This window comes from Streptomyces sp. NPDC090022, assembly GCF_044748145.1.
Taxonomy (GTDB): Bacteria; Actinomycetota; Actinomycetes; order Streptomycetales; family Streptomycetaceae; genus Streptomyces.
Window position 1 is genome coordinate 822496 of the sequence record NZ_JBIVFN010000001.1, and the last position, 18739, is coordinate 841234.

Consider the following 18739-nt stretch of genomic DNA (forward strand, 5'->3'; position numbering starts at 1 on the left):
GGGCCGGACACCGCGCCTGCCCGGCCCTAGGACACGGTCAGGAACCGGGCCGTGCTCGGCACCCCCTGTGCGTCGAGGGCGAAGAGCATGTACGTGCCCGGCAGGACCACCCCCTTGTCGGCGGGCAGCTCCACCGCGTACGAGCCGGTCCCCGCGGCCGTGGCCACCAGCGGCACGCGCCGCTGGTCGTTGTCGGTGGAGTGGGTCGCGGCCGCGGCCCGCATCAGGACGAACGACGCCACCGGCCCCTGCGTGGTCACCGTCAGCGTCGTCCCGGCGTCCGCCCGGGAGGGCACACCACCGGTGATCACGGGCCGCGCCTTCTCGGAGCCGTCCGGGTTGAGCAGATAGGGCGGCGTGAACACCGCCCCGTCGGCGTGGTTGGTCGCGCACTCGCCGCACAGGCCCCCGCCGCCGGAGAAGATCCGCCCGTCCGGCAGCAGGTTCGCCACGCTGTGGTAGTTGCGCGGTATCGCCATGGTGGCGAGCGGGGTGAAGGTGCCGGTCGCCGGGTCCCACAGCTCGGGGGTCAGCACGGACGTCGCGTCGCTGAAGGGCACCGGGTAGGCCTGACCGCCGAAGACGGCCACCTTGCCGTCCGGCAGGACGACGCTGTTGCTGAAGGCGCGGGCGTGCCCCAGGTCGCCCGTACGCGCGGCCCGTACCTCGCTGCCGTCGATGCCCACCGTGTACGCGCGCCGGGTGGCCGGCGACTTCTCGTACGCGGGCGATCCGCCCAGCGTGAGCAGCTTGCCGATGTCGTAGGCGACGGCGTTGCCGGTCATGGCGTCCTGGCTGTCGGCCCGGGGCCCGGCGGCGGTGATCGCGCCGCCACCCTCGGTGGAGATCCAGTTCATCTGCCTGCTCGGGCCCAGCTGGAGCACCTTGCCGCCCGACGTGGCGTGCAGCCACATGTGGTTGTCGGCCCGGTAGGCGCCGGCCGGGTCCGCCGTCAGCGCCGGCGCGGCCGGTACGCCCGGGAGGGTGCGCCAGGTGCGGGTGTCGGGGGACCAGACCTCGCCCGCCTTGTCGGTGCCCGCCGTACCGCTCCAGGACCCGCCCAGCACGAAGGCCTCACCCGTGGACAGCAGCGTCATCGCCTGGTAACCGCGGGCGATGTTCATGCTGGTGGTCGCGGACCAGGTGTCGGTGGCCGGGTCGTAGACGCTGGCCTTCTCCGCGTTGCTGCCACCGGTGACCAGCACCCGGCCGTCGGCGAGCATCACTATCCCCGGACAGAACATGTCGTGACCGGTGTTGTCGATCCGGCGCTGCGTCACCTTGCCGGTCCTGAGGTCCAGGATCGCGGTCTGCGTGTAGCCGTTGCTGCCGCCGAAGCGGTCGAGCGCGTACGCCGACCACGCCAGCAGCTTGTCGCCCGGCAGCACGGCGGTGGCCACCGGCACCAGCGGGAACCCGGTGATCCGGCCCCACGATCCGTGCGCGGCGGGGTTCGCCGGTCCGCTGAGACGGATCTCGGCCGCCGAGGTCCACGGACCCCGGCCACCGGCTTCGGTGGTCACGGTCAGCCGGACGAACCGGGTGCTCCCGGCGCGCGTGAAGGTGGCGGTCTTGACGGTGTCGTCGTCCCGCCAGGTGCCCGCGGCCACCGGCGCGCCGTAGGCCACACCGTCCGCGCTCGTGGTCACCGTGTACGCACCGGCCCGCCCGTTCGCCCCGTCGGCGCGAGGCTGGTAGACGAGGGCGGAGACGACGGCCGTGCGGTGCATGTCGATGGTGATGCTGTGCGGCAGCGGGGCGGCGGGTGCGGACCATTTGCTGTGCCAGATGGTCGTGTTGTCGCCGTCGAGGACGTGGCCGGCGCGGCCGTTCTCACCGGCGGTCTCCTCGTCGCCGGCCGTCGCCGTCCAGCCGGTGCGCGACAGGTCGACCGTGGCCGCCGGGGTACCGGGGTCGCCCAGCAGGTTGATCTCGGCCGCGGAGGTCCAGGGCCCGCGCCCGCCCGCCTCGGTCAGCGCCGTCAGCCGCACGAACCGGGCCCCCTGAGGGGCGAACCCGAGCGTCTTGGCACTCGCGTCGTCCGCGAGCGTGCCGGTGGCCACGGGGCTGCCCCAGCTGGTGCCGTCCGTGCTCACACTGAGGCTGTACTCGCCCGGGCGCCCGTTGGGCCCATTGGTACGGGGCTGGTAGACGAGGGCGGAGACGACGGCCGTGCGGTGCATGTCGATGGTGATGCTGTGCGGCAGCGGGGCGGCGGGTGCGGACCATTTGCTGTGCCAGATGGTCGTGTTGTTGCCGTCGAGGACGTGGCCGGCGCGGCCGTCCTCACCGGCCGTCTCCTCATCGTCGGCCGTCGCCGTCCAGCCGGTCCGGTCGAGGACGGGAGCCGTGGGCTCCAGGGCGTTCGCCGGCGCTATGCCGTGGTGCGGGGACGTCTGTGCCGTCTGCTGTTCGAAGGGCACGGGAGCGGGACGGGGCGCCGGGGCGGGACTCGCGACCCCGAGCAGGGGAGTCACCCCGACGAGCAGGGATCCGAGGGCGAAGACGATGAGGACGTAGGAACGGCGTATCGCGCGAGGCAGCGCGGGAATGCGCCTGGACTGCAATCAGACCTCCTGGGACGAAGCAGGCATGCCTCCCAGAAGATAGGCCAATGGCAGTTCAACTCGGGTCACACTCAGTGGAGTTGGCTCAGAACGCACGGATACGGCCGAAGCCCGCCGGACCCGGGCGGCGCAGGCGTGGCGGCGGGGCCGCGCCCCGCCGTGAGAGGGATGAGTGGCTCAGGGACGTACCGCGCTCAGCAGCGCCGCCGTCGGGGCCATCCGGGTCGGCGGCTCCCAGGTCCAGGCGCGCACCGCGCCGAAGCCGGCCGCGCGTACGGTGTCCGCGAGCGCGGGAAGGGCCAGGGGGAGCCATTTCTCGTGGGCGCTGAGGACCATGCGGCCGCCGGGGCGCAGGACGCGGTGGAGTTCGCGGAGGGCGGCCGGGACGTCGGGCCAGAGCTGGAGGGTGTTGACGGAGATCACGACGTCCGCCGAGGCGTCCGGCGCGCCCGTGCAGGCGGCGGTGCCCGGGGCGAGGCGGACGCGGCCCCGCCGGATCTGTGCCGCGCAGCGGCGGCGGGCCATGGCGAGCATGACGTCGGAGGGGTCGACCCCGATGACGTGCGCCGAGCGCTCGGCGGCGGCTTCGAGGCCGACGCCGGGGCCGGGGCCGACGACCAGGACGACGTCCCGCTCGGCGGGCGCCGCGAGGGCGACGGCGTGACGTTCGGTGGCGGCGTTGCCGAGGGCCATCAGCCGGCCCCCCAGCCGGCCGAGCGGACCGCTGGGCCGGCCGAAGCCGCGGATCAGGAGCGGGCGTGCGAGTGCTTCCACGGCCCCATCGAAGCACGCCGTCGCCCCTGTCGACCGGCGACGCCACCGAGCGTGGCGGACCGGACGGGCTCAGTGCCCGCCGGCGAAGTCCCAGGCCTCGATGTCGCGGTAGTGGATCGGTCCCGGGCCGCGGCCGATGTTGCTGCCGACCAGGTGCAGACGTGCGGCCGGCCAGGCCCCGCCGGTGAAGGCGGCCAGGCCGGTGGCGGCCTCCGGGACGCTGACGTGGTCCCCGCGGCGGGACCGGGCCAGCGTCAGATGCGGACGCAGCGGCCGGTCCACGAAGTCGACGCCGCACTCCTTGACCAGGCCGCGGACCTCGGCGGTGAGCAGGTGCAGCCCCTCGAGGTCCCCCTCGACGCCGCTCCACAGCACCCGCTCGTCGAAGTGCCCGCCGCCGCGCAGCGCCAGCCGCAGGGGCCGTCGGGCGGCCGAGAGGTCCGCCAGGGGCTGCCGCAGCGGCGGAACGTCCCGTACCGGCAGCTCGCCGAGGAACGCCAGGGTGATGTGCCAGTCCTCGATGCGGTTCCACCGCATGCGCGGGTACGCCGCGTACGCGGGCCCGAGCTCCCGCGCCAGCTCGTCCTTCGCGTCGTCGGGCGGGGCGAGCGCTATGAACACCCGGACCGTCGAGGGCTGTGTCTGTTCCTTCACGACAACCTTCCTACACCACCGGCCGCCGGACCCGCCGCGGCGGCCGGGGGCGGCCCGCGGCGGCAGGGGCGGCCGGTCGTGGGCCGGGGGCGGCGTACCACGGCCGGCTCGCCGTGGTACGCCGCCCCCGGTGGCCGGCAGCTCACCGTCCCCGTGTCCCCGACGGGGGTGGCTGCCCCTCCGGATCAGCCGTGGTTGCGGTGGTCGCGGTGGTCGCGGCGGCCCCAGGACTTGCTGTCGACGACGTTCCCGCGGTGGTCGCGCAGGGTGGCGGTGTCACGCTCGTTCCACACCTGGTGACGGCGGTCCTGGTAGACGTCGCGGTGGGTGTCGCGGCCCTGGCCGGTGTGGACCTTGACGCTGGAGCGGCCCTCCAGGCGGAAGCCCTTGAAGCGGTAGCGGTTGCCCTCCCGGTCGGTCAGCGTGAAGCCGCGCAGGTCCACGGCGCGCCGGCTCGTGTTCTTCACCTCGACCCACTCCCTGTTCAGGGCGCGGTTGTCGTGGTTGTGACCGCGGTCGCGGCCACGGCTCTCGTGCTGGACCTCCCCGAGGACGACCGAGGAGCGGCCGCGGCGGTCGTGCCGGTGGTCGTCGTCGGCGACGGCGGGCAGGGCGGCCGCGCCGATCAGCGCGCCGGCGGCCAGGACCGTGGCGAGGGCGCGGCGGGTCGCGAGAGAAGCAGACATGAAGAGGACCCCTTCAATGGTCAGCCCTGCCCGGCTCGTTCGAACCGGACGGGGTCGAGCGGTTCCCGGCGTGGTGCCGAGGACCCACACTCTGGACCCCAACCACCCCGAAAAGCCACGAAATCGGCTCGTGTTTCACAATGCGGATATGTCCGTAACTGTCGCTTGTAGGAGCCATACGTCAAAGGTGGGTTGACGCGCGGGCGCCGCCCGCCGCCTCCGCACGCGGATCCCGGATCCCGGTGCCGCCGCCCGCCCGTGCGCCGAACGGGTTCCGGACTCCGTAACAGCAGCGCCGATTGCGTGCCCGGACGCGGGTCGGTTACGTTCGATCATCCGAAGGCCACACCCTTCGGCCGGGGCAAGGGGGAGACGTGGACACACCGAACGTGCCGGACGGACGGCCCCGGCCGGTGGAGGCGGCATGGGTGCTCACGCTCGCCGCCGTCGCCGCCGAGGCGGCGGTCTGGGTTCTGGGTGCGTTCGTGGTCGCGCCCACCGGCCTGGACGAGCTGACGGCGAGCCTCGGAGCCCGTGGTGCGGCCCGGCAACTGGCCCTGTCGGGCGGGGTGCTGGCCGTGCTCCTGGCCGGCTGGCTGGCCGTGGGGGCGCGGATGCGGGCGGGCCACGGCTGGGCACGGGTGGCCCTGACCGCCCTCGGTGCCGCGTTCCTGCTGTTCCGGATCGGCGACCTCGGCATGAGCGGAGCGCAGCCGGCGGCGTGGGCTGCCCTCGCCGCCCTTCCCGACCTGCTGGCGGCCGCGGTCGTCGTACCGATGTACCTGCCCGCGGCCCGCGGGTACTTCCCGGCGCGCGCCCGCTCGCGCTCCCGCGAAGCCTGAGCCCGCTCGCGCTCGCGCCCGCGCCCGCGCGAGGCCTGAGCCCGCTGCCGCGCGGGCCCGCGGCGGAACCGCCGGGGGCGCTGCCCGGCGTTCCGCGCCCGCCGTCCCTCCGCGCGCTCCCCCGGACGGAGCACACCCCGCTGGGCGGGGCTCGCCATGATCAATACCCTGGCGCCCGGCGCGTGACCACGCGTCTTCCGCACGAGGGAAGGCGAGCGACCCCAGTGAACTCCACGATGGTGCAGCGCATGGCCTGGCTCACCGCGACCACCGCGCTGCTGGTGGCGCTCGGTACGACCCTGGCCGGCGCCGTCGGCGAGTGGCACCGGGCGGGCGCCGACGCCCGGGGCGGCGTCAGCGGCGTCGCCTTCGAAGGCCGTACCGGTGACGGGGCCGGCGTGCGCGTGCTGGTCGTGCACGACAACAAGCGCTCCGGGCAGCAGCGGCTCTCGCGGCTCACCCACGGCGACGGCTCCGACGGCGTCTCGCCGATCACCTGGGACGGGCCCGAACCCGTCGACCTGGAGGCCATCGAAGCCATCCCGGGGATGCCGGGGGAGTACCTGGCGCTCACCGGCCGCGGCATCGTGTACCGCATGAAGGTCACCGGCTCCACGGCGACCGTGGTCGACCACACGCCCCTGCCCGCGATCGGCACGGGCGACGACTTCGAGAGCTTCGCGCTCGTCGCCCGGAACGGCCGGCTCGTCGCCCTGTGGGCGGACCGCGGCGCCGGCGCGGGCCGTCCCGCGACGCTGTACGCCGCGCCCGTGACGTTCGCCTCGTGGGGGCAGCCGCTCTTCGGTGACGTGACGCGCCGGGCGTACGGGGCGGCGTACCCGGCCGAGGACGGCACGCGCCACATCTCCGACATCTCGGTGACCGGATCGGGCCGGATCCTGGTGAGCTCGGCGGCGGACGCCGGTGACGACGGACCGTTCGACTCCGCGGTCAGCGACGCGGGCCGGGTGACCGTGTCGGCGGCGGGCCGGCCCCGGATCGCGCTCGAGACGTCCCCCACGGTGCTGGAGACCTTCCCCCGGTACAAGGTCGAGGGCATGGAATGCCTGCCCGGATCCGGCGACGCCCTCCTGGGCACCGACGACGAGAACGGCGGCGGGTACGTGACGACCCGGCCCCTCTGCGGAGCCTGACGAGCCGCCGGGGCGGCCGCCCGACGTGTCACCGCAGGCGTCCGCCTGACGGTCGCCACCCGGGGCGCCGGCCCGGCGGGTTATCGGGGACGTGCGCCTGACGGATCGTCACCCGGGGCGCCGGCCCGGCGGGTCACCGGGGGCGGCCGCCCGACGTTCACCGCAGGCGTCCGCCCGACGGGCCGCCGGGGGCGTCCGCCGAGCGCGCCGTGCCGGCGCCCGCGCCCCGCCCCCGGCCGAGTTCACCGCGCGCACGTCCCAGGTTCGTCTTCCCAACTCCCTCTGGACACACCGGAATTCGATGCTCTGCGGCGATCGGCCCAGCAACCGTCCCTCATGCCCCTGACGATGGGAGTCCTCCGTGACCCTGCACCGTCGCACCAGGCCGGCAGCCCTTCCCCTGGGTGCCGCCGCGGTCGTCCTCGCCACCGCCCTCACCGCTCCGGCGGCCGCGCACCCCGTCCCCGCCTCCGCCTCCGCCCACGCTCCCGGGACCGCCCGGCCGCCCTCCGCCGCGCTGCCCGCCGTGACCCCCACGGCCGAGACCGCGCCGCTCTTCGACGACGAGGCCGGCGGCAACGCCGACGCCGACGACCCCGCGATCTGGCGCAACCGCCTCGACCCCGCCCGCAGCCTGGTCGTCGCCACCGCCAAGGAGGGCGGCCTGCGCGTGTACGGGCTCGACGCGCGCGAGGTCCAGGCCCTGCCCGCACCGGCGGGCCCCGGCGCGGACGACGCGCCGGGCCGGTTCAACAACGTCGACCTGGTGCAGGGTTCGCGCCTGACCCCCGGGCGCGCCGACCTCGCGGTGGTCACCGACCGCGGCAACGACCGCCTGCGCTTCTACCGGATCGACCCCGGCCGGCCGCACAGCCCCCTCACCGACATCACCGACCCCGCCGCCCGCCCGGTCTTCTCCGCCGACCAGTCGGAGATCAACGAACAGCGCACGGCGTACGGCCTGGCCACCTGGACCGACCCCGCCACGGGCCGGTCGTACGCGCTGGTCAGCCGCCGCCACGAGACGACGGTCGCGCTCCTCGAACTCCTCGCCGCGCCCGGCGGCACCGTCGGCTACCGGAAGGTCCGCACCCTGGACCTTCCGGGCTCCTTCCGGATGCCGGACGGCGGCACCTGGACGCCGTGCGCGGAGCCCGGCGAGCGCCCCCAGGTCGAGGGGATGGTCGTCGACCCGGCCAACGGCATGCTCTACGCCGGCCAGGAGGACGTCGGCATCTGGCGCGTCCGCGCCGACCTCACCTCCCGTCCCGAACTCGTCGACAGGGTGCGCGAGTACGGCGTACCGGCCACGTACGACGAGGAGAGCGGGGAGTGCGTCGCCGGCGCCGACCCCGGTCACGGCGGCCGCCGGCTGTCCGCCGACGTCGAAGGGCTCACCCTGATCGACGAGCCCGACGGCGACGGCTACCTCATGGTCTCCAGCCAGGGCGACGACACCTTCGCCTTCTACGACCGCGAGGTCGACGAGGACAACGAGTACGAGGCGGGCCTGCGGATCACCGCCCGCACCCGTGAGCTCGACGGCTCCGAGGAGTGCGACGGCGCGGCCGCCCTCGACCAGCCGCTCGGCCCGCTGTATCCGCGTGGCCTGCTCGTCGTCCAGGACGGCCACGACGCCCCGCACGACGGGGCGCGCACCGCGACCGGCTTCAAGTTCGTCGACCTGGGCAAGGTGCTGGACCGCATCGACGGCTGACCCGCCGGGCGGGCGTGCCGGGCCGCGGACGCGATCGCCAGTAGGTTGGCCGGGTGACCGAACACCACGTGCTGACCTGGGAAGTGATGGCGAGCGGCGGGCTGGAGACCGCCTGGGTGGAGATCGACGGGGGCCCGCCGGGGCCGGCCGGGCTCCGTGCCCGCGGCAGGGCCGTGGGCACGGAGCCCGAGCCGTACTGGCTCAGTTACGCGCTGGAGGCCGGCGAGGACTTCGTCACCCGGCACCTGACCGTACGCGTCGAGGACGCCCTCCGGGTCCGGGAGCTGGACCTGCGGCGCTCGGTGGCCGGCCGGTGGAGCGTCGACGGCCACCCGCGGCCGGACCTGGACGGGGCGCTGGACTGTGACCTGGGCCTGTGCCCGCTCACCAACACCATGCCCGTCCTGCGGCACGCCCTGCACCGGGACCCGGGCGAGCAGGTGTTCCTGATGGCCTGGGTGTCCGTGCCCGACCTGACCGTCACGGCCTCCCGGCAGACGTACACGCACCTGGGCCGCACCGACGGCGCGGGCGCCCTGATCCGGTACGCCTCCGGGGACTTCACCGCCGACGTCGAGTTCGACGAGGACGGCCTGGTCGTCGGCTACCCGGAACTGGCACGCCGCCGCGCCACGTCCTGAGGCGCGGCGGGCCGGACCCGGCGGCGGCGCCGCCGGGTCCCCTGCGAGCCGTGCCCAGGACGGGGGCCGGGGTCCCGGAGCCGGGGTCCGGGGGTCGGGTCAGGCGCCGCTGGCGTCGAGCATGCCCTCGCGCTCGACGATCTTCACGCGCTCGCGGCCCTGCGGCTCGCCCAGGGCCTTCTCGGCCGCGTCCAGCCGGTACCAGCCCTCCCACGTGGTGTAGCGCACACCCCGGTCGGCCAGGAAGGCGTCGACGGCGTCCGGCGCGGGCGTGGCCGGCGTCAGCAGGCGGCCCTCGGCGTGGTCGGCCAGCAGGTTCGCCACCGTCTCGTTCGCGTCGCCCTTGGTGTGCCCGATCAGGCCGATCGGACCGCGGCGGATCCAGCCCGTGACGTACGTCGACGCCATGTGCTGCCCGGCCTCGATCACACGGCCGCCCTCGTCCGGGACCGTGCCCGACTCGACGTCCCAGGGCAGCTTGGGGAGTTCGTCCGAGAGGTAGCCCACCGCGCGGTAGACCGACTGGACGTCCCAGGTCGTGAACTCGCCGGTGCCCTTGACGTTGCCGGTGCCGTCGAGCTCGGTCCGCTCGGTGCGCAGGCCCACGACCTTGCCGTCCTCGCCGAGGACCTCGGCCGGCGACTCGAAGAAGTGCAGGAACAGCTTGTGCGGACGGTCGCCGATGTCGCGGATCGCCCAGTTCTCCAGGGTCTTGGCGACCATGTCGGTCTGCTTGTTCTTGCGGCGCTCGGCGATCGAGCCCTCGTCGTACTCGATGTCCTCGGGGTTGACGATGACCTCGATGCTGGGGGAGTGGTCGAGCTCGCGCAGCTCCATCGGGCTGAACTTGGCCTGCGCCGGGCCGCGCCGGCCGAAGACGTGCACCTCCAGCGCCTTGTTGGCCTTGAGGCCGTCGTACACGTTCGGCGGGATCTCGGTGGACAGCAGCTCGTCGGCGGTCTTGGCGAGGATGCGGGCGACGTCGAGGGCGACGTTGCCGACGCCGAGGACCGCGACCTTCTCCGCGTCCAGCGGCCAGGTGCGCGGGACGTCCGGGTGGCCGTCGTACCAGGAGACGAAGTCGGCGGCGCCGTAGGAGCCGTCGAGCTCGACACCCGGGATGTCCAGCGCGCGGTCGGCGGTGGCGCCCGTCGAGAAGATCACGGCGTCGTAGAAGGAGTGCAGGTCGTCGAGCGAGATGTCCGTCGGGTAGTCGACGTTCCCGAAGAGGCGCACCTGCGGCTTGTCGAGCACCTGGTGCAGGGCCGTGATGATGCCCTTGATGCGCGGGTGGTCGGGGGCGACACCGTAGCGGATCAGGCCGAAGGGCGCGGGCATGCGCTCGAAGATGTCGATGGACACGCCGGGTTCGGCGGCCGCCTCGGACTTCAGCAGCGCGTCGGCGGCGTAGATCCCCGCGGGACCGGCACCGACAATTGCTACGCGCAGGGGGCGAGGCATGACAGATTCCCTTCGAACGTCCAAAACGCGATCAAGGGGAACTGTAAACTAAGGGTATCCTAAGTGTGCACCCGGCCCCTCTTTATGACCCCATCAACGGGATTTATGACCGGGGGGTGAGGGGTGCGGACGTCGTGGCCGCCGGCTTCTCCAGGTGCTCCAAGCGCTCCAGGCGTTCCAGCCGCTCCCGGGTCTGCTCGTCCAGCGGCACGTACGCCACCAGCCGCGGGCCGGAAGCCGGCCCCAGCCACAGGTTGGTGTGCTCCAGGTACAGCAGGCCCACGTGCGCGTTGCGAATGTACTTCGCCTTCGCCCCCTGCCCCACCACCTCGTGGCGCGCCCACACCTCCCGGAACTCCGCCGACGCCCCCTCCAGCCGGGCCAGCAGCGTCTTCCACGCCGGCTCCGCCAGGTGCTCGGCCATCGCCGCCCGGAACTTGGCCGCCATGGTCCGGTGCGTGGCCGGCAGGTCCACCACCGCCGCGCGCCACTCGGGATCCGTGAAGGCCAGCCACATGCAGTTGAGGTCCTCCGGCCGCTTGCCCGCCAGATCGCCGAAGAGCCGGCCGTACGTGGCGTTGTGGGCGAGGATGTCGTACCGGCTGTTCTGGACGCACGCCGGGACGGGGCCCAGCTGGTCGAGCATGGCCCGCAGGGCCGGCGTCACGCTGGGGCAGAGCGTGTGGGGCGTCGGGTCCGCGCTCCCGGCCAGCGCGAACAGGTGCGCGCGCTCGCTCGCGTCCAGCAGCAGCGCCCGCGCGACCGCGTCCAGCACCTGCGCCGACACCGTGATCTCGCGCGCCTGCTCCAGCCACGTGTACCAGGTCACGCCCACCGACGACAGGTGCGCGACCTCCTCGCGGCGCAGCCCGGGCGTCCGCCGGCGCGGCCCCCGCACGAGGCCGACCTGCTCGGGCGCGATCCGTTCGCGGCGGCTGCGCAGGAACTCGGCCAGCTCGTGCCGGCGGACATCGCTTCCAGGGGCCACGGTCGTCATACGTCCAGCCTGCCCGACCGCCCATCCTGTTGCCAGGTAGTGCTGGTACCCGGATAAGCACACTCTGGTACCCGTCTGGCGGCGGGAGGAGTCTCGGAGCGTGACTGAGACCACCGTACGCACCACCCCCGTACCTCCGGCGCCCGCGGGCCCCGCCCCGGCGGCCGGGAAACCCGCAGCGCACCTGGGCGGCACGGGCCTGTTCACCGTGCTCCTCGGGGCGGCCCTGCCCCTGATCGACTTCTTCATCGTCAACGTCGCGCTGTCGGCCATCGAGCACGACCTCGCCGCCGGACCCGCCCTGCTGGAACTCGTCGTCGGCGGGTACGGCGTCGCGTACGCCGTCCTGCTCGTCCTCGGCGGCCGCGTCGGCGACAGCCTCGGCCGCCGCCGGCTCTTCCTCGTCGGCATGGCCGCGTTCGGCGTCACGTCCCTCGCCTGCGGACTGGCCCCGGACGCCTGGACCCTGGTCGCCGCCCGCGTCGCCCAGGGCGCGGCCTCCGCCCTGATGCTGCCGCAGGTGCTCGCCACCATCCAGGCCACCACCGAGGGCCCGCGCCGGGCCCGGGCCATGAGCCTGTACGGGGCCACCGCCGGGCTGTCCATGGTCGCCGGGCAGATCCTCGGCGGGGTCCTGGTCGCCGCGGACCTCGCCGGGACCGGCTGGCGCGCGGTGTTCCTGGTCAACGTCCCCGTCGTGATCCTGGGCCTGGTCCTCGCCGTACGCTCCGTCCCGGAGACCCGGGCCGGCCGGCCCGCCGGCGTGGACGTGCCGGGGACCCTCCTGCTCGCGCTGTCGCTGGTCTCCCTGCTGCTGCCGCTGACCGAGGGCCGGGCCGCCGGCTGGCCCCTGTGGACCTGGGTCAGCCTCGCGGTGTTCCCCGTCGCCACCGTCGCCTTCTACGTCACCGAGCGCCGGGCCGACCGCCGGGGCCGCACCCCGCTGGTGCCGCCGAGCCTGCTGCGGCTGACGTCGATGCGGCGCGGTCTGGTGCTGCTGGTGCCGTTCTCGGTCGGGTTCAGCGGCTTCATGTTCGTCCTCGCCGTGGTGCTCCAGCAGGGCCTGCGGATGGGCCCGGTGACGGCCGGGCTGGCGCTGGTGCCGATGGCCCTGGCCTTCTTCGCGGCCTCCCTGGCGGGGCCGCGCCTGGTCGGCCGCCACGGCAGCCGCGTCGTCACCGCGGGCGGCGTGCTCCAGGCGGCCGGCATCGCGATCCTGCTGGTCACCCTCCGGTACGGCTGGCCGGACCTCGGCCTCGCCGAACTCGCCCCGGGCGTGGCCCTCGCGGGGCTGGGGCAGGGGCTGCAACTGCCGGTGCTGATGCGCCTGATCCTCTCCGACGTACCCGCCGACCGGGCGGGCGTGGGCGGCGGCGTCATGATCACCGCCCAGCAGTCCTCGCTGGCGCTCGGGGTCGCCACGCTCGGCAGCCTCTTCCTCGCCCTGGTCCCGGCGGCGGGCATGCGCGCGGCGGTGTGCGTCACCCTGCTGGTGCAGCTCGTGCTGATCGCCCTGACGGCGCTGCTCAGCCTGCGTCTGCCGGGCATGCGCTGAACGGCGGGCGCGGGGAGGGGAGGTGGGTGCGGGCGGTGTCCCGGATGGGCTACAGTAGATCTTGAGCTCGCGCCGCGGTCCGCGGTGGTGGGCCTGGCGTTGGTGGTCCAAGGAAAGGCACCCCACTTCCTGTGGGGAGATGCAGGTGCAAGGCCTGCCCAGCGCTCCGCGGAAGACCCCGGCCCCCTGTGGGGGCCGGGGTCTTCGTCGTTCGCCGGGACGGACCCGGTTCCGGGCGGTAGTCTCCCGTCCATGATTGACGTGGGCATGGCGAAGTCGAGGGTGCGTGGACGCCGCCGGGGCGGGCGGTACGCCGTCGTGTTCCTGCTCCTGCTGGCGCTCCTGGGCGCGGTGTCCGCGGCGAGCGCCGCGCCCCCGCCCGGCACCCGCCCGACCACCACCACCGCCTCCTCCGCCGGCCCCGCCGTCGCGGCGGACCCGGCCACCGCCCGCTGGGGCGACCGGCGCCTGGACGAGGTCGCCTTCCTCGCCACGCACAACGCCTTCACCAACTACGAGGACTCCCGCTGGAGTTCGGTGAACCAGACCGAGTCGGTACGGGCCCAGCTCGACCACGGCGTCCGCGGCCTGAGCCTGGACACGCACTGGTACGAGCGCAGCACCTGGCTGTGCGTCATCAGCTTCGGCAGCGACTGCTACCCCAGTGACGTGTACCTGTGCCACGGCGACTGCAAGGCCTTCGCCGGTGCCACGTACGCCCTGCCGCGGCAGTCCTTCCACGGCACCCTGCGGACCGTGGTGGACTTCCTCGCCGCCCACCCGCAGGAGGTGGTGACCGTCTTCCTCGAGGACTACGTCAGCGCCGACCAGCTGCGGCAGTCCCTCGACCGGGTCGGCGGACTGTCCGGGCTGCTGTTCCGGCCCGAGGAGTGGGGCGTGGGGCAGCACGGCTGGCCGAAGGTGGCCGACCTCGTCACCGCGGGGAAGCGCCTGCTGATCTTCTCGGACCGGTCCGACCGCGAGCACCTGGGCGTCATGTACGACAAGTCCTGGACGGTGAGCAACTACTGGAGCCTGGGGGACCTGGGCCATGACCTCGCGTGCGTCAGCCGCTGGTCCGACGTACCGCTGGACCGGCAGGAGCCGGGATTCCGGCGGCTGTTCACGATGAGCCACCACCGCAACGTGCCCACCGTCCTGACGGCGGCCCTGGACAACGGCGCCAAGCTGCGCGACCGCATCGCCGAACGGTGCCGCCCCGCCGCCGGGGGCCGCGGGCCGAACTTCGTCTCCGTCGACTTCCACCGCGTGTCGGACGGCAGCGGCCACACGCCGGCCTCCGTCGTCGCGGAGCTCAACGCGAGTCCGTCACGTTAGTCCCGCACTCGGGTCGGCGGGTTCGCCGCGCGGGTCCGTCGTGTGATGTGAGGGTGTGAGGCCCGGGTTCAGGCCTTCAGGGCGTGTCCCGCCACGGTCAGGGCCAGGCGGCGGGGCGCCAGCGTGGACGCCGTGGCGGAGAACCGGTTGCCGAGACCGACGACGATGCTGGGCGGGGTCGTGGCCCGCTCCAGCGCGCGGCGCGTCGCGGTGACGACCTCGGCGGGGGTGGCCATCCGGCCGACGGCGGCGTCCGGGGTCCCGACGACGTCGAAGAACTCGGTGCGCACCGGGCCCGGCGAGACGGCGAGCACCCGCAGGGAGGACGCCCGTGTCTCGTACGCGACGGCCTCGGTGAAGTTCAGGACGAAGGCCTTGGTGGCGCCGTAGACCGCCATCGACGGGGTCGGCTGGTAGGCGGCCGAACTGGCGATGTTGACGAGCGCGCCCCGGCCGTCGGCCACCAGCGCCGGCAGGAACTGCCGCGTCAGGTCCGCGACCGCCGCCACGTTGAGCTGGATCATCTCGCTGATCTGCGCGGGCTCCTGGGCGGCGAACGGGCCGTGGCTGCCGAAGCCGGCGTTGTTGATCAGGGTGTGGACCGGGATGCCGAGCGTGTCGAGCTCGGCGTGCAGCGCGGCCGCCGCGCCCGGCGCGGCGAGGTCCGCGGCGATCGGGCGGGCCTTGACCCCGTGCCGGCGCTCGAGGTCGGCCGCCAGCTCCTCCAGCCGGTCGACCCGCCGGGCGACGAGGACGACGTCCGCCCCGCGCTCCGCCCACTGCCGGGCGAACTCGACGCCGAGGCCGGCGCTGGCCCCGGTGATCAGGGCGGTGGTTCCGCGGTAGGTCATCGACATGGTCGGCGCTCCGTTCCGGGGGGCATACGGGCAGATCGCCCGCGATGGGGGATACTTTCGAATGTAGGCAGAGCAAACATTGTTGTCAATGACAACATCGCATCCTCCGGAGGAAGGGGAGACCGCCTTGACCGGCACCGATGCGCCCTACCACCACGGCAACCTCCGCGAAGCCCTGCTGGCGCGTGCGGAGACCGTCCTCGTGACCTCGGGGGCGGACAGCCTGTCCCTGCGTGCCCTCGCGCGCGATCTCGGGGTCAGCCACGCGGCGCCGGGCCGCCACTTCCGTGACCGGCAGGCGTTGCTCGACGCGCTCGCCACCAACGGCTTCGTCCGGCTCAACGAACGCCTCCGGGCGGCCGTGGACGCGCCCGGTCCGGTCGCCGGGCGGCTCGCGGGCATGGGGCGCGCGTACATCGGCTTCGCCGTCGCGCACGCACCCCTGCTGAGCCTGATGTTCACGGCCAAGCACGCCGACGACTCCAGCGCGGAGCTGCGCGAGCGCGGCCACGAGAGCCTGCGGATCGCCGCCGAACTGATCGCGCTCGCCCAGCGGGAGCGTGCCGTACGGGAGGGCGACCCCGCCCGTCTCGCGCAGGTGGCGTTCTCCACGGTGCACGGCCTGGCCGCCCTGGCCGTCGGCTCCCTGCTCGAGGACACGCCGCTGTCCGAGGCGACGGATCTCGCCCTCGACGTGCTGCTGACCGGCCTGCGCCCGCACCCCGGGACCCCGGCGCCGCCGGGTTCCTGACCCCGGTCCTGACCCCGGTCCTGACCCCGGTCCTGGCCCCGGTCCTGACCCCGCTCCGGACCCCGGTCCTGGCCCCGGTCCGGTCACCGCCCGAAGACGTTCATCAGGATGATCGCCAGCAGGTTGGCCAGGATGATCGTGACCGTGGCGATGATCATGCCCCAGGCCCTGCGCGACTCGTCGAACTCCACGTCTCGCCTCCCGGCCGCTCGTGGGGGGGCGGGCGGACGTACCGCCCCGGAAGGCCGGCGCCCGCCCGGGCCTGCCGGCCTTCGGCCATCATGCGCCGACCGGGCGCACCGCACATCTCGGGAGGTCGGCGCCGCGGCATAACTCGTTTGCCGCCCGCCGGCCCGGTCGGATAGGAAGTCCGCAGACGGGAAGCCGGATCCGGAGGGCTGGAGCTGTGGTTGACCCACTGACCATCGGTGACGAGGACCGGCGGTCCCTCGCGCGGTGGGCCGGCGACTGTGCCGAGCGCGTGCTGCCGCTGTTCGAGGCGGCGGTCGCGGACGACGCCCGCCCGCGCGAAGCGATCGAGGGTGTCCGGGACTTCGTGCGCGACGGGAAGCGGACCGCGCGGCTGCGCTCCCTCGCGTGGGCGGCCCTCGCGGCCGCCCGCGAGGCCGGCGATCCGGCCGCCACCGCCGCCGCCCGCGCCGCCGGCTACGCGGCGGCGGTCCCGTACCTCCATCCCCTCGTCACCCCGCACCAGTCCCGGCATGTCCTCGCGCCCGCCGTGTACGGGGCGCGCGCCCGTGAGATCGCGGTCGGGACGGGCACCGGGCCCGGGGACGAGGAGATCCGGTGGGCGAGCGGCCACGTGCCGCCCGAGGTGCGCGCGCTCGTGCGGCAGCTGCCCGCCCGCAGCCCCGGCCGCAGCCGGCTGGACGCGCTGTACCACGCGCTCGACGCGGCCCTGCGGGACTCCTGAGACCGGTGCCGCGCCGGCAGCCTGGCTACCCGGCGCCGGGCATCCGGCGTCCGGTGCCCGGGCGCGCCACCCGCCGGCGCCGCAGGGGGAAGATCATCATTTAGGGTCGGAGCCGAATGCAGCAGGACCACGGGGAGGACGGACGAGCATGACGACGACCGCAGTGCGCGACCGCGGGGACGGATGGCACGGGGACCTGCTGGACCTCGACGCCTACCTCGCACGCATCGGCCACACCGGCGAGCGCGCACCCACCCTGGCGTGCCTGCGCGCCGTGCACCGCGGGCACACCACCTCGATCCCGTTCGAGAACGTGAGCGCCGTCCTCGGCATCCCACTGCCCCTCGACATCGAGTCCGTCCAGGACAAACTCGTCCGCAGTCCCCGCGGCGGCTACTGCTACGAGCACGTCACCCTCTTCGCCGCGGCCCTCAAAAGGCTCGGCTTCCGGTTCACCGCCCTCAGCGGACGGGTCTCGCTCGGCGCGGACAAGATCCTCCCGGCGACCCACGCCCTGCTGGCCGTCACCCCCGCCGACGACGACCGGACCTGGCTGTGCGACGTCGGTTTCGGCGGCGGCCCGCTGGAGCCGGTCGAACTCGCCGACGGTGCCGAGTCGGAGTTCGACGGATGGCGTTTCCGTATGGAACGCCGTCCGGACGCGCAGGGCTTCGCGCACTGGTGGCTGCACCAGTACGGGCCGGAGGGCTGGGTCGACCGGCACACCTTCACGCTGAACCCGCAGTACCGGATCGACTACGTGGTCGGCAGCCACTACGTCGGCACCCACCCCCGCTCGCCGTTCGTGAAGCGGCTGTTCGCCCAGCGGTTCAGCGCCACCCGGCACGACCAGATCGACGGACTGACCTGGAGCACCACGCTGCCGGACGGTACCCGGACCGAGAGCGAGATCGGACCCGGCGACCTCCAGCGGGTCCTGCGGGAGGACTTCGGCATCGACCTCGACGCCGACGTGATCACCCGGCTGACCGCCGGGCGGCCCGACACCCCCTGACCGCCGCCCACCGCCCCTACGCCGGCCGTAGGTCGCCAGGGGCGGCCGGGATCACCCGAATGGGTGCATATCGAACCCGGGTGCGGGCGGGGCCGACGTACCGTGAAGCGTGCGCCCTTCGTCCGGTTCCCTCATCGTGGCGGCCGCGCTGTGCGTGAGCACGGTGTCGTGCACCGCGCCGTCGTCGCAGGTCACGGTACCCGTGCGGCCCGCCGCGCGGGTGCCCGTGCTCGCCGCCGCCGTCACGGACGTGCCCCCCGGCAAGCTCGGCGCGAGCCACGGGCCCGGGTGCCCCGTGCCGCCGGAGCGGCTGCGCCTGATACGGATGAACCACTGGGGGTTCGACGGCCAGGTGCACCGGGGCGAGCTGATCGCGCACCAGGACGCGGTGGCCCCGCTGATCCAGGCCTTCGGCCAGGCCTTCGAGGCCCGGTTCCCGATCCGGCGGATGCGGGTGATGGCCGAGTACGGGGGAGACGACCTCCGGTCGATGGCCGACGACAACACGTCCGCCTTCAACTGCCGGCCGGTGGTCGGGGATCCCGGAAAGCTCTCCCGGCACGCGTGGGGCGACGCCGTGGACATCAACCCCGTCGAGAACCCGTACGTCGACGTGAGCGGGACGGTGCACCCGCCGGCGGGCCGGGACTACCTGCGGCGCGAGCCCGTCCGGCTCGGGATGATCGACGGCGGCGGTGTGGTGGTGCGGGCGTTCGGTGCCGTCGGCTGGTACTGGGGCGGCCGCTGGAGCAACCCGGACTACCAGCACTTCTCCGCGAGCAGCGGCTGAACCGGC

Annotated in this window: 17 protein-coding genes; 10 read left to right on the top strand and 7 right to left on the bottom strand. The window is 74.1% G+C overall.

Annotated features, from left to right (window positions below; translation table 11 throughout):
• Positions 1–26: 26 nt before the first annotated feature.
• The 4 genes from ACIPXB_RS03645 to ACIPXB_RS03660 all read right to left on the bottom strand — a co-directional run bounded on the left by ACIPXB_RS03645 (position 27) and on the right by ACIPXB_RS03660 (position 4681).
• Entirely contained in the window at positions 27–2567 is a 2541-nt protein-coding gene (locus tag ACIPXB_RS03645; protein WP_401444005.1) for a discoidin domain-containing protein, read from the bottom strand.
• 177 nt (positions 2568–2744) lie between these two features.
• Positions 2745–3341 carry a class I SAM-dependent methyltransferase gene (locus tag ACIPXB_RS03650; RefSeq protein ID WP_401444007.1) on the bottom strand — a complete coding sequence of 199 codons (597 nt, stop codon included), beginning with the start codon at positions 3339–3341 and terminating at the stop codon, positions 2745–2747.
• 69 nt (positions 3342–3410) lie between these two features.
• Positions 3411–3995, bottom strand: coding sequence for an RNA 2',3'-cyclic phosphodiesterase (gene thpR, locus ACIPXB_RS03655; RefSeq protein ID WP_401444009.1), 585 nt, complete (start codon positions 3993–3995; stop codon positions 3411–3413).
• A 185-nt stretch (positions 3996–4180) separates the two neighbouring features.
• Positions 4181–4681: a lamin tail domain-containing protein gene (locus ACIPXB_RS03660; protein ID WP_401444012.1), complete on the bottom strand. Its 501-nt coding sequence runs from the start codon at positions 4679–4681 to the stop codon at positions 4181–4183.
• Positions 4682–5055: 374 nt separating this feature from the next.
• Between ACIPXB_RS03660 and ACIPXB_RS03665 the strand changes: the two genes are divergently transcribed.
• The 4 genes from ACIPXB_RS03665 (at position 5056) to ACIPXB_RS03680 (ending at position 9035) form a co-directional block, all read left to right on the top strand.
• Positions 5056–5523: a hypothetical protein gene (locus tag ACIPXB_RS03665; protein WP_401444014.1), complete on the top strand. Its 468-nt coding sequence runs from the start codon at positions 5056–5058 to the stop codon at positions 5521–5523.
• A 224-nt stretch (positions 5524–5747) separates the two neighbouring features.
• Positions 5748–6677, top strand: coding sequence for a hypothetical protein (locus ACIPXB_RS03670; RefSeq protein WP_401444016.1), 930 nt, complete (start codon positions 5748–5750; stop codon positions 6675–6677).
• Between the two features lie 361 nt (positions 6678–7038).
• Positions 7039–8394, top strand: a complete 1356-nt coding sequence (locus tag ACIPXB_RS03675) for a phytase (protein ID WP_401444018.1) — start codon at positions 7039–7041, stop codon at positions 8392–8394.
• Positions 8395–8447: 53 nt separating this feature from the next.
• Entirely contained in the window at positions 8448–9035 is a 588-nt protein-coding gene (locus ACIPXB_RS03680) for a putative glycolipid-binding domain-containing protein (RefSeq protein WP_401444020.1), read from the top strand.
• A 99-nt stretch (positions 9036–9134) separates the two neighbouring features.
• On the opposite strand, the gene ACIPXB_RS03685 is transcribed toward ACIPXB_RS03680, so the two are convergent.
• Both ACIPXB_RS03685 and ACIPXB_RS03690 read right to left on the bottom strand, forming a co-directional pair.
• Positions 9135–10496, bottom strand: a complete 1362-nt coding sequence (locus tag ACIPXB_RS03685) for an FAD-dependent oxidoreductase (protein WP_401444022.1) — start codon at positions 10494–10496, stop codon at positions 9135–9137.
• Positions 10497–10599: 103 nt separating this feature from the next.
• Positions 10600–11493: a helix-turn-helix transcriptional regulator gene (locus tag ACIPXB_RS03690; protein ID WP_401444025.1), complete on the bottom strand. Its 894-nt coding sequence runs from the start codon at positions 11491–11493 to the stop codon at positions 10600–10602.
• A gap of 100 nt (positions 11494–11593) precedes the next feature.
• Here ACIPXB_RS03690 and ACIPXB_RS03695 point away from each other — a divergent pair, with 100 nt between their 5' ends.
• Entirely contained in the window at positions 11594–13048 is a 1455-nt protein-coding gene (locus ACIPXB_RS03695; protein WP_401444028.1) for an MFS transporter, read from the top strand.
• Positions 13049–13300: 252 nt separating this feature from the next.
• Positions 13301–14386 carry a PI-PLC domain-containing protein gene (locus tag ACIPXB_RS03700; RefSeq protein ID WP_401444031.1) on the top strand — a complete coding sequence of 362 codons (1086 nt, stop codon included), beginning with the start codon at positions 13301–13303 and terminating at the stop codon, positions 14384–14386.
• Positions 14387–14454: 68 nt separating this feature from the next.
• Here ACIPXB_RS03700 and ACIPXB_RS03705 read toward each other — a convergent pair whose 3' ends face one another.
• Positions 14455–15243 (bottom strand): SDR family NAD(P)-dependent oxidoreductase, encoded by a 789-nt coding sequence (locus ACIPXB_RS03705; protein ID WP_401444034.1) that lies wholly within the window; start codon positions 15241–15243, stop codon positions 14455–14457.
• 127 nt (positions 15244–15370) lie between these two features.
• On the opposite strand from ACIPXB_RS03705, the gene ACIPXB_RS03710 reads away from it, so the two are divergent.
• The 4 genes from ACIPXB_RS03710 to ACIPXB_RS03725 all read left to right on the top strand — a co-directional run bounded on the left by ACIPXB_RS03710 (position 15371) and on the right by ACIPXB_RS03725 (position 18733).
• A complete protein-coding gene (locus ACIPXB_RS03710; protein WP_401444037.1) occupies positions 15371–15994 on the top strand; it encodes a TetR/AcrR family transcriptional regulator in 624 nt (207 codons plus the stop codon).
• A gap of 406 nt (positions 15995–16400) precedes the next feature.
• Positions 16401–16928, top strand: a complete 528-nt coding sequence (locus ACIPXB_RS03715; RefSeq protein ID WP_401444040.1) for a putative immunity protein — start codon at positions 16401–16403, stop codon at positions 16926–16928.
• Between the two features lie 148 nt (positions 16929–17076).
• Positions 17077–17943: an arylamine N-acetyltransferase gene (locus tag ACIPXB_RS03720; protein ID WP_401444043.1), complete on the top strand. Its 867-nt coding sequence runs from the start codon at positions 17077–17079 to the stop codon at positions 17941–17943.
• 109 nt (positions 17944–18052) lie between these two features.
• A complete protein-coding gene (locus ACIPXB_RS03725; protein WP_401444046.1) occupies positions 18053–18733 on the top strand; it encodes a M15 family metallopeptidase in 681 nt (226 codons plus the stop codon).
• Positions 18734–18739 lie beyond the last annotated feature (6 nt).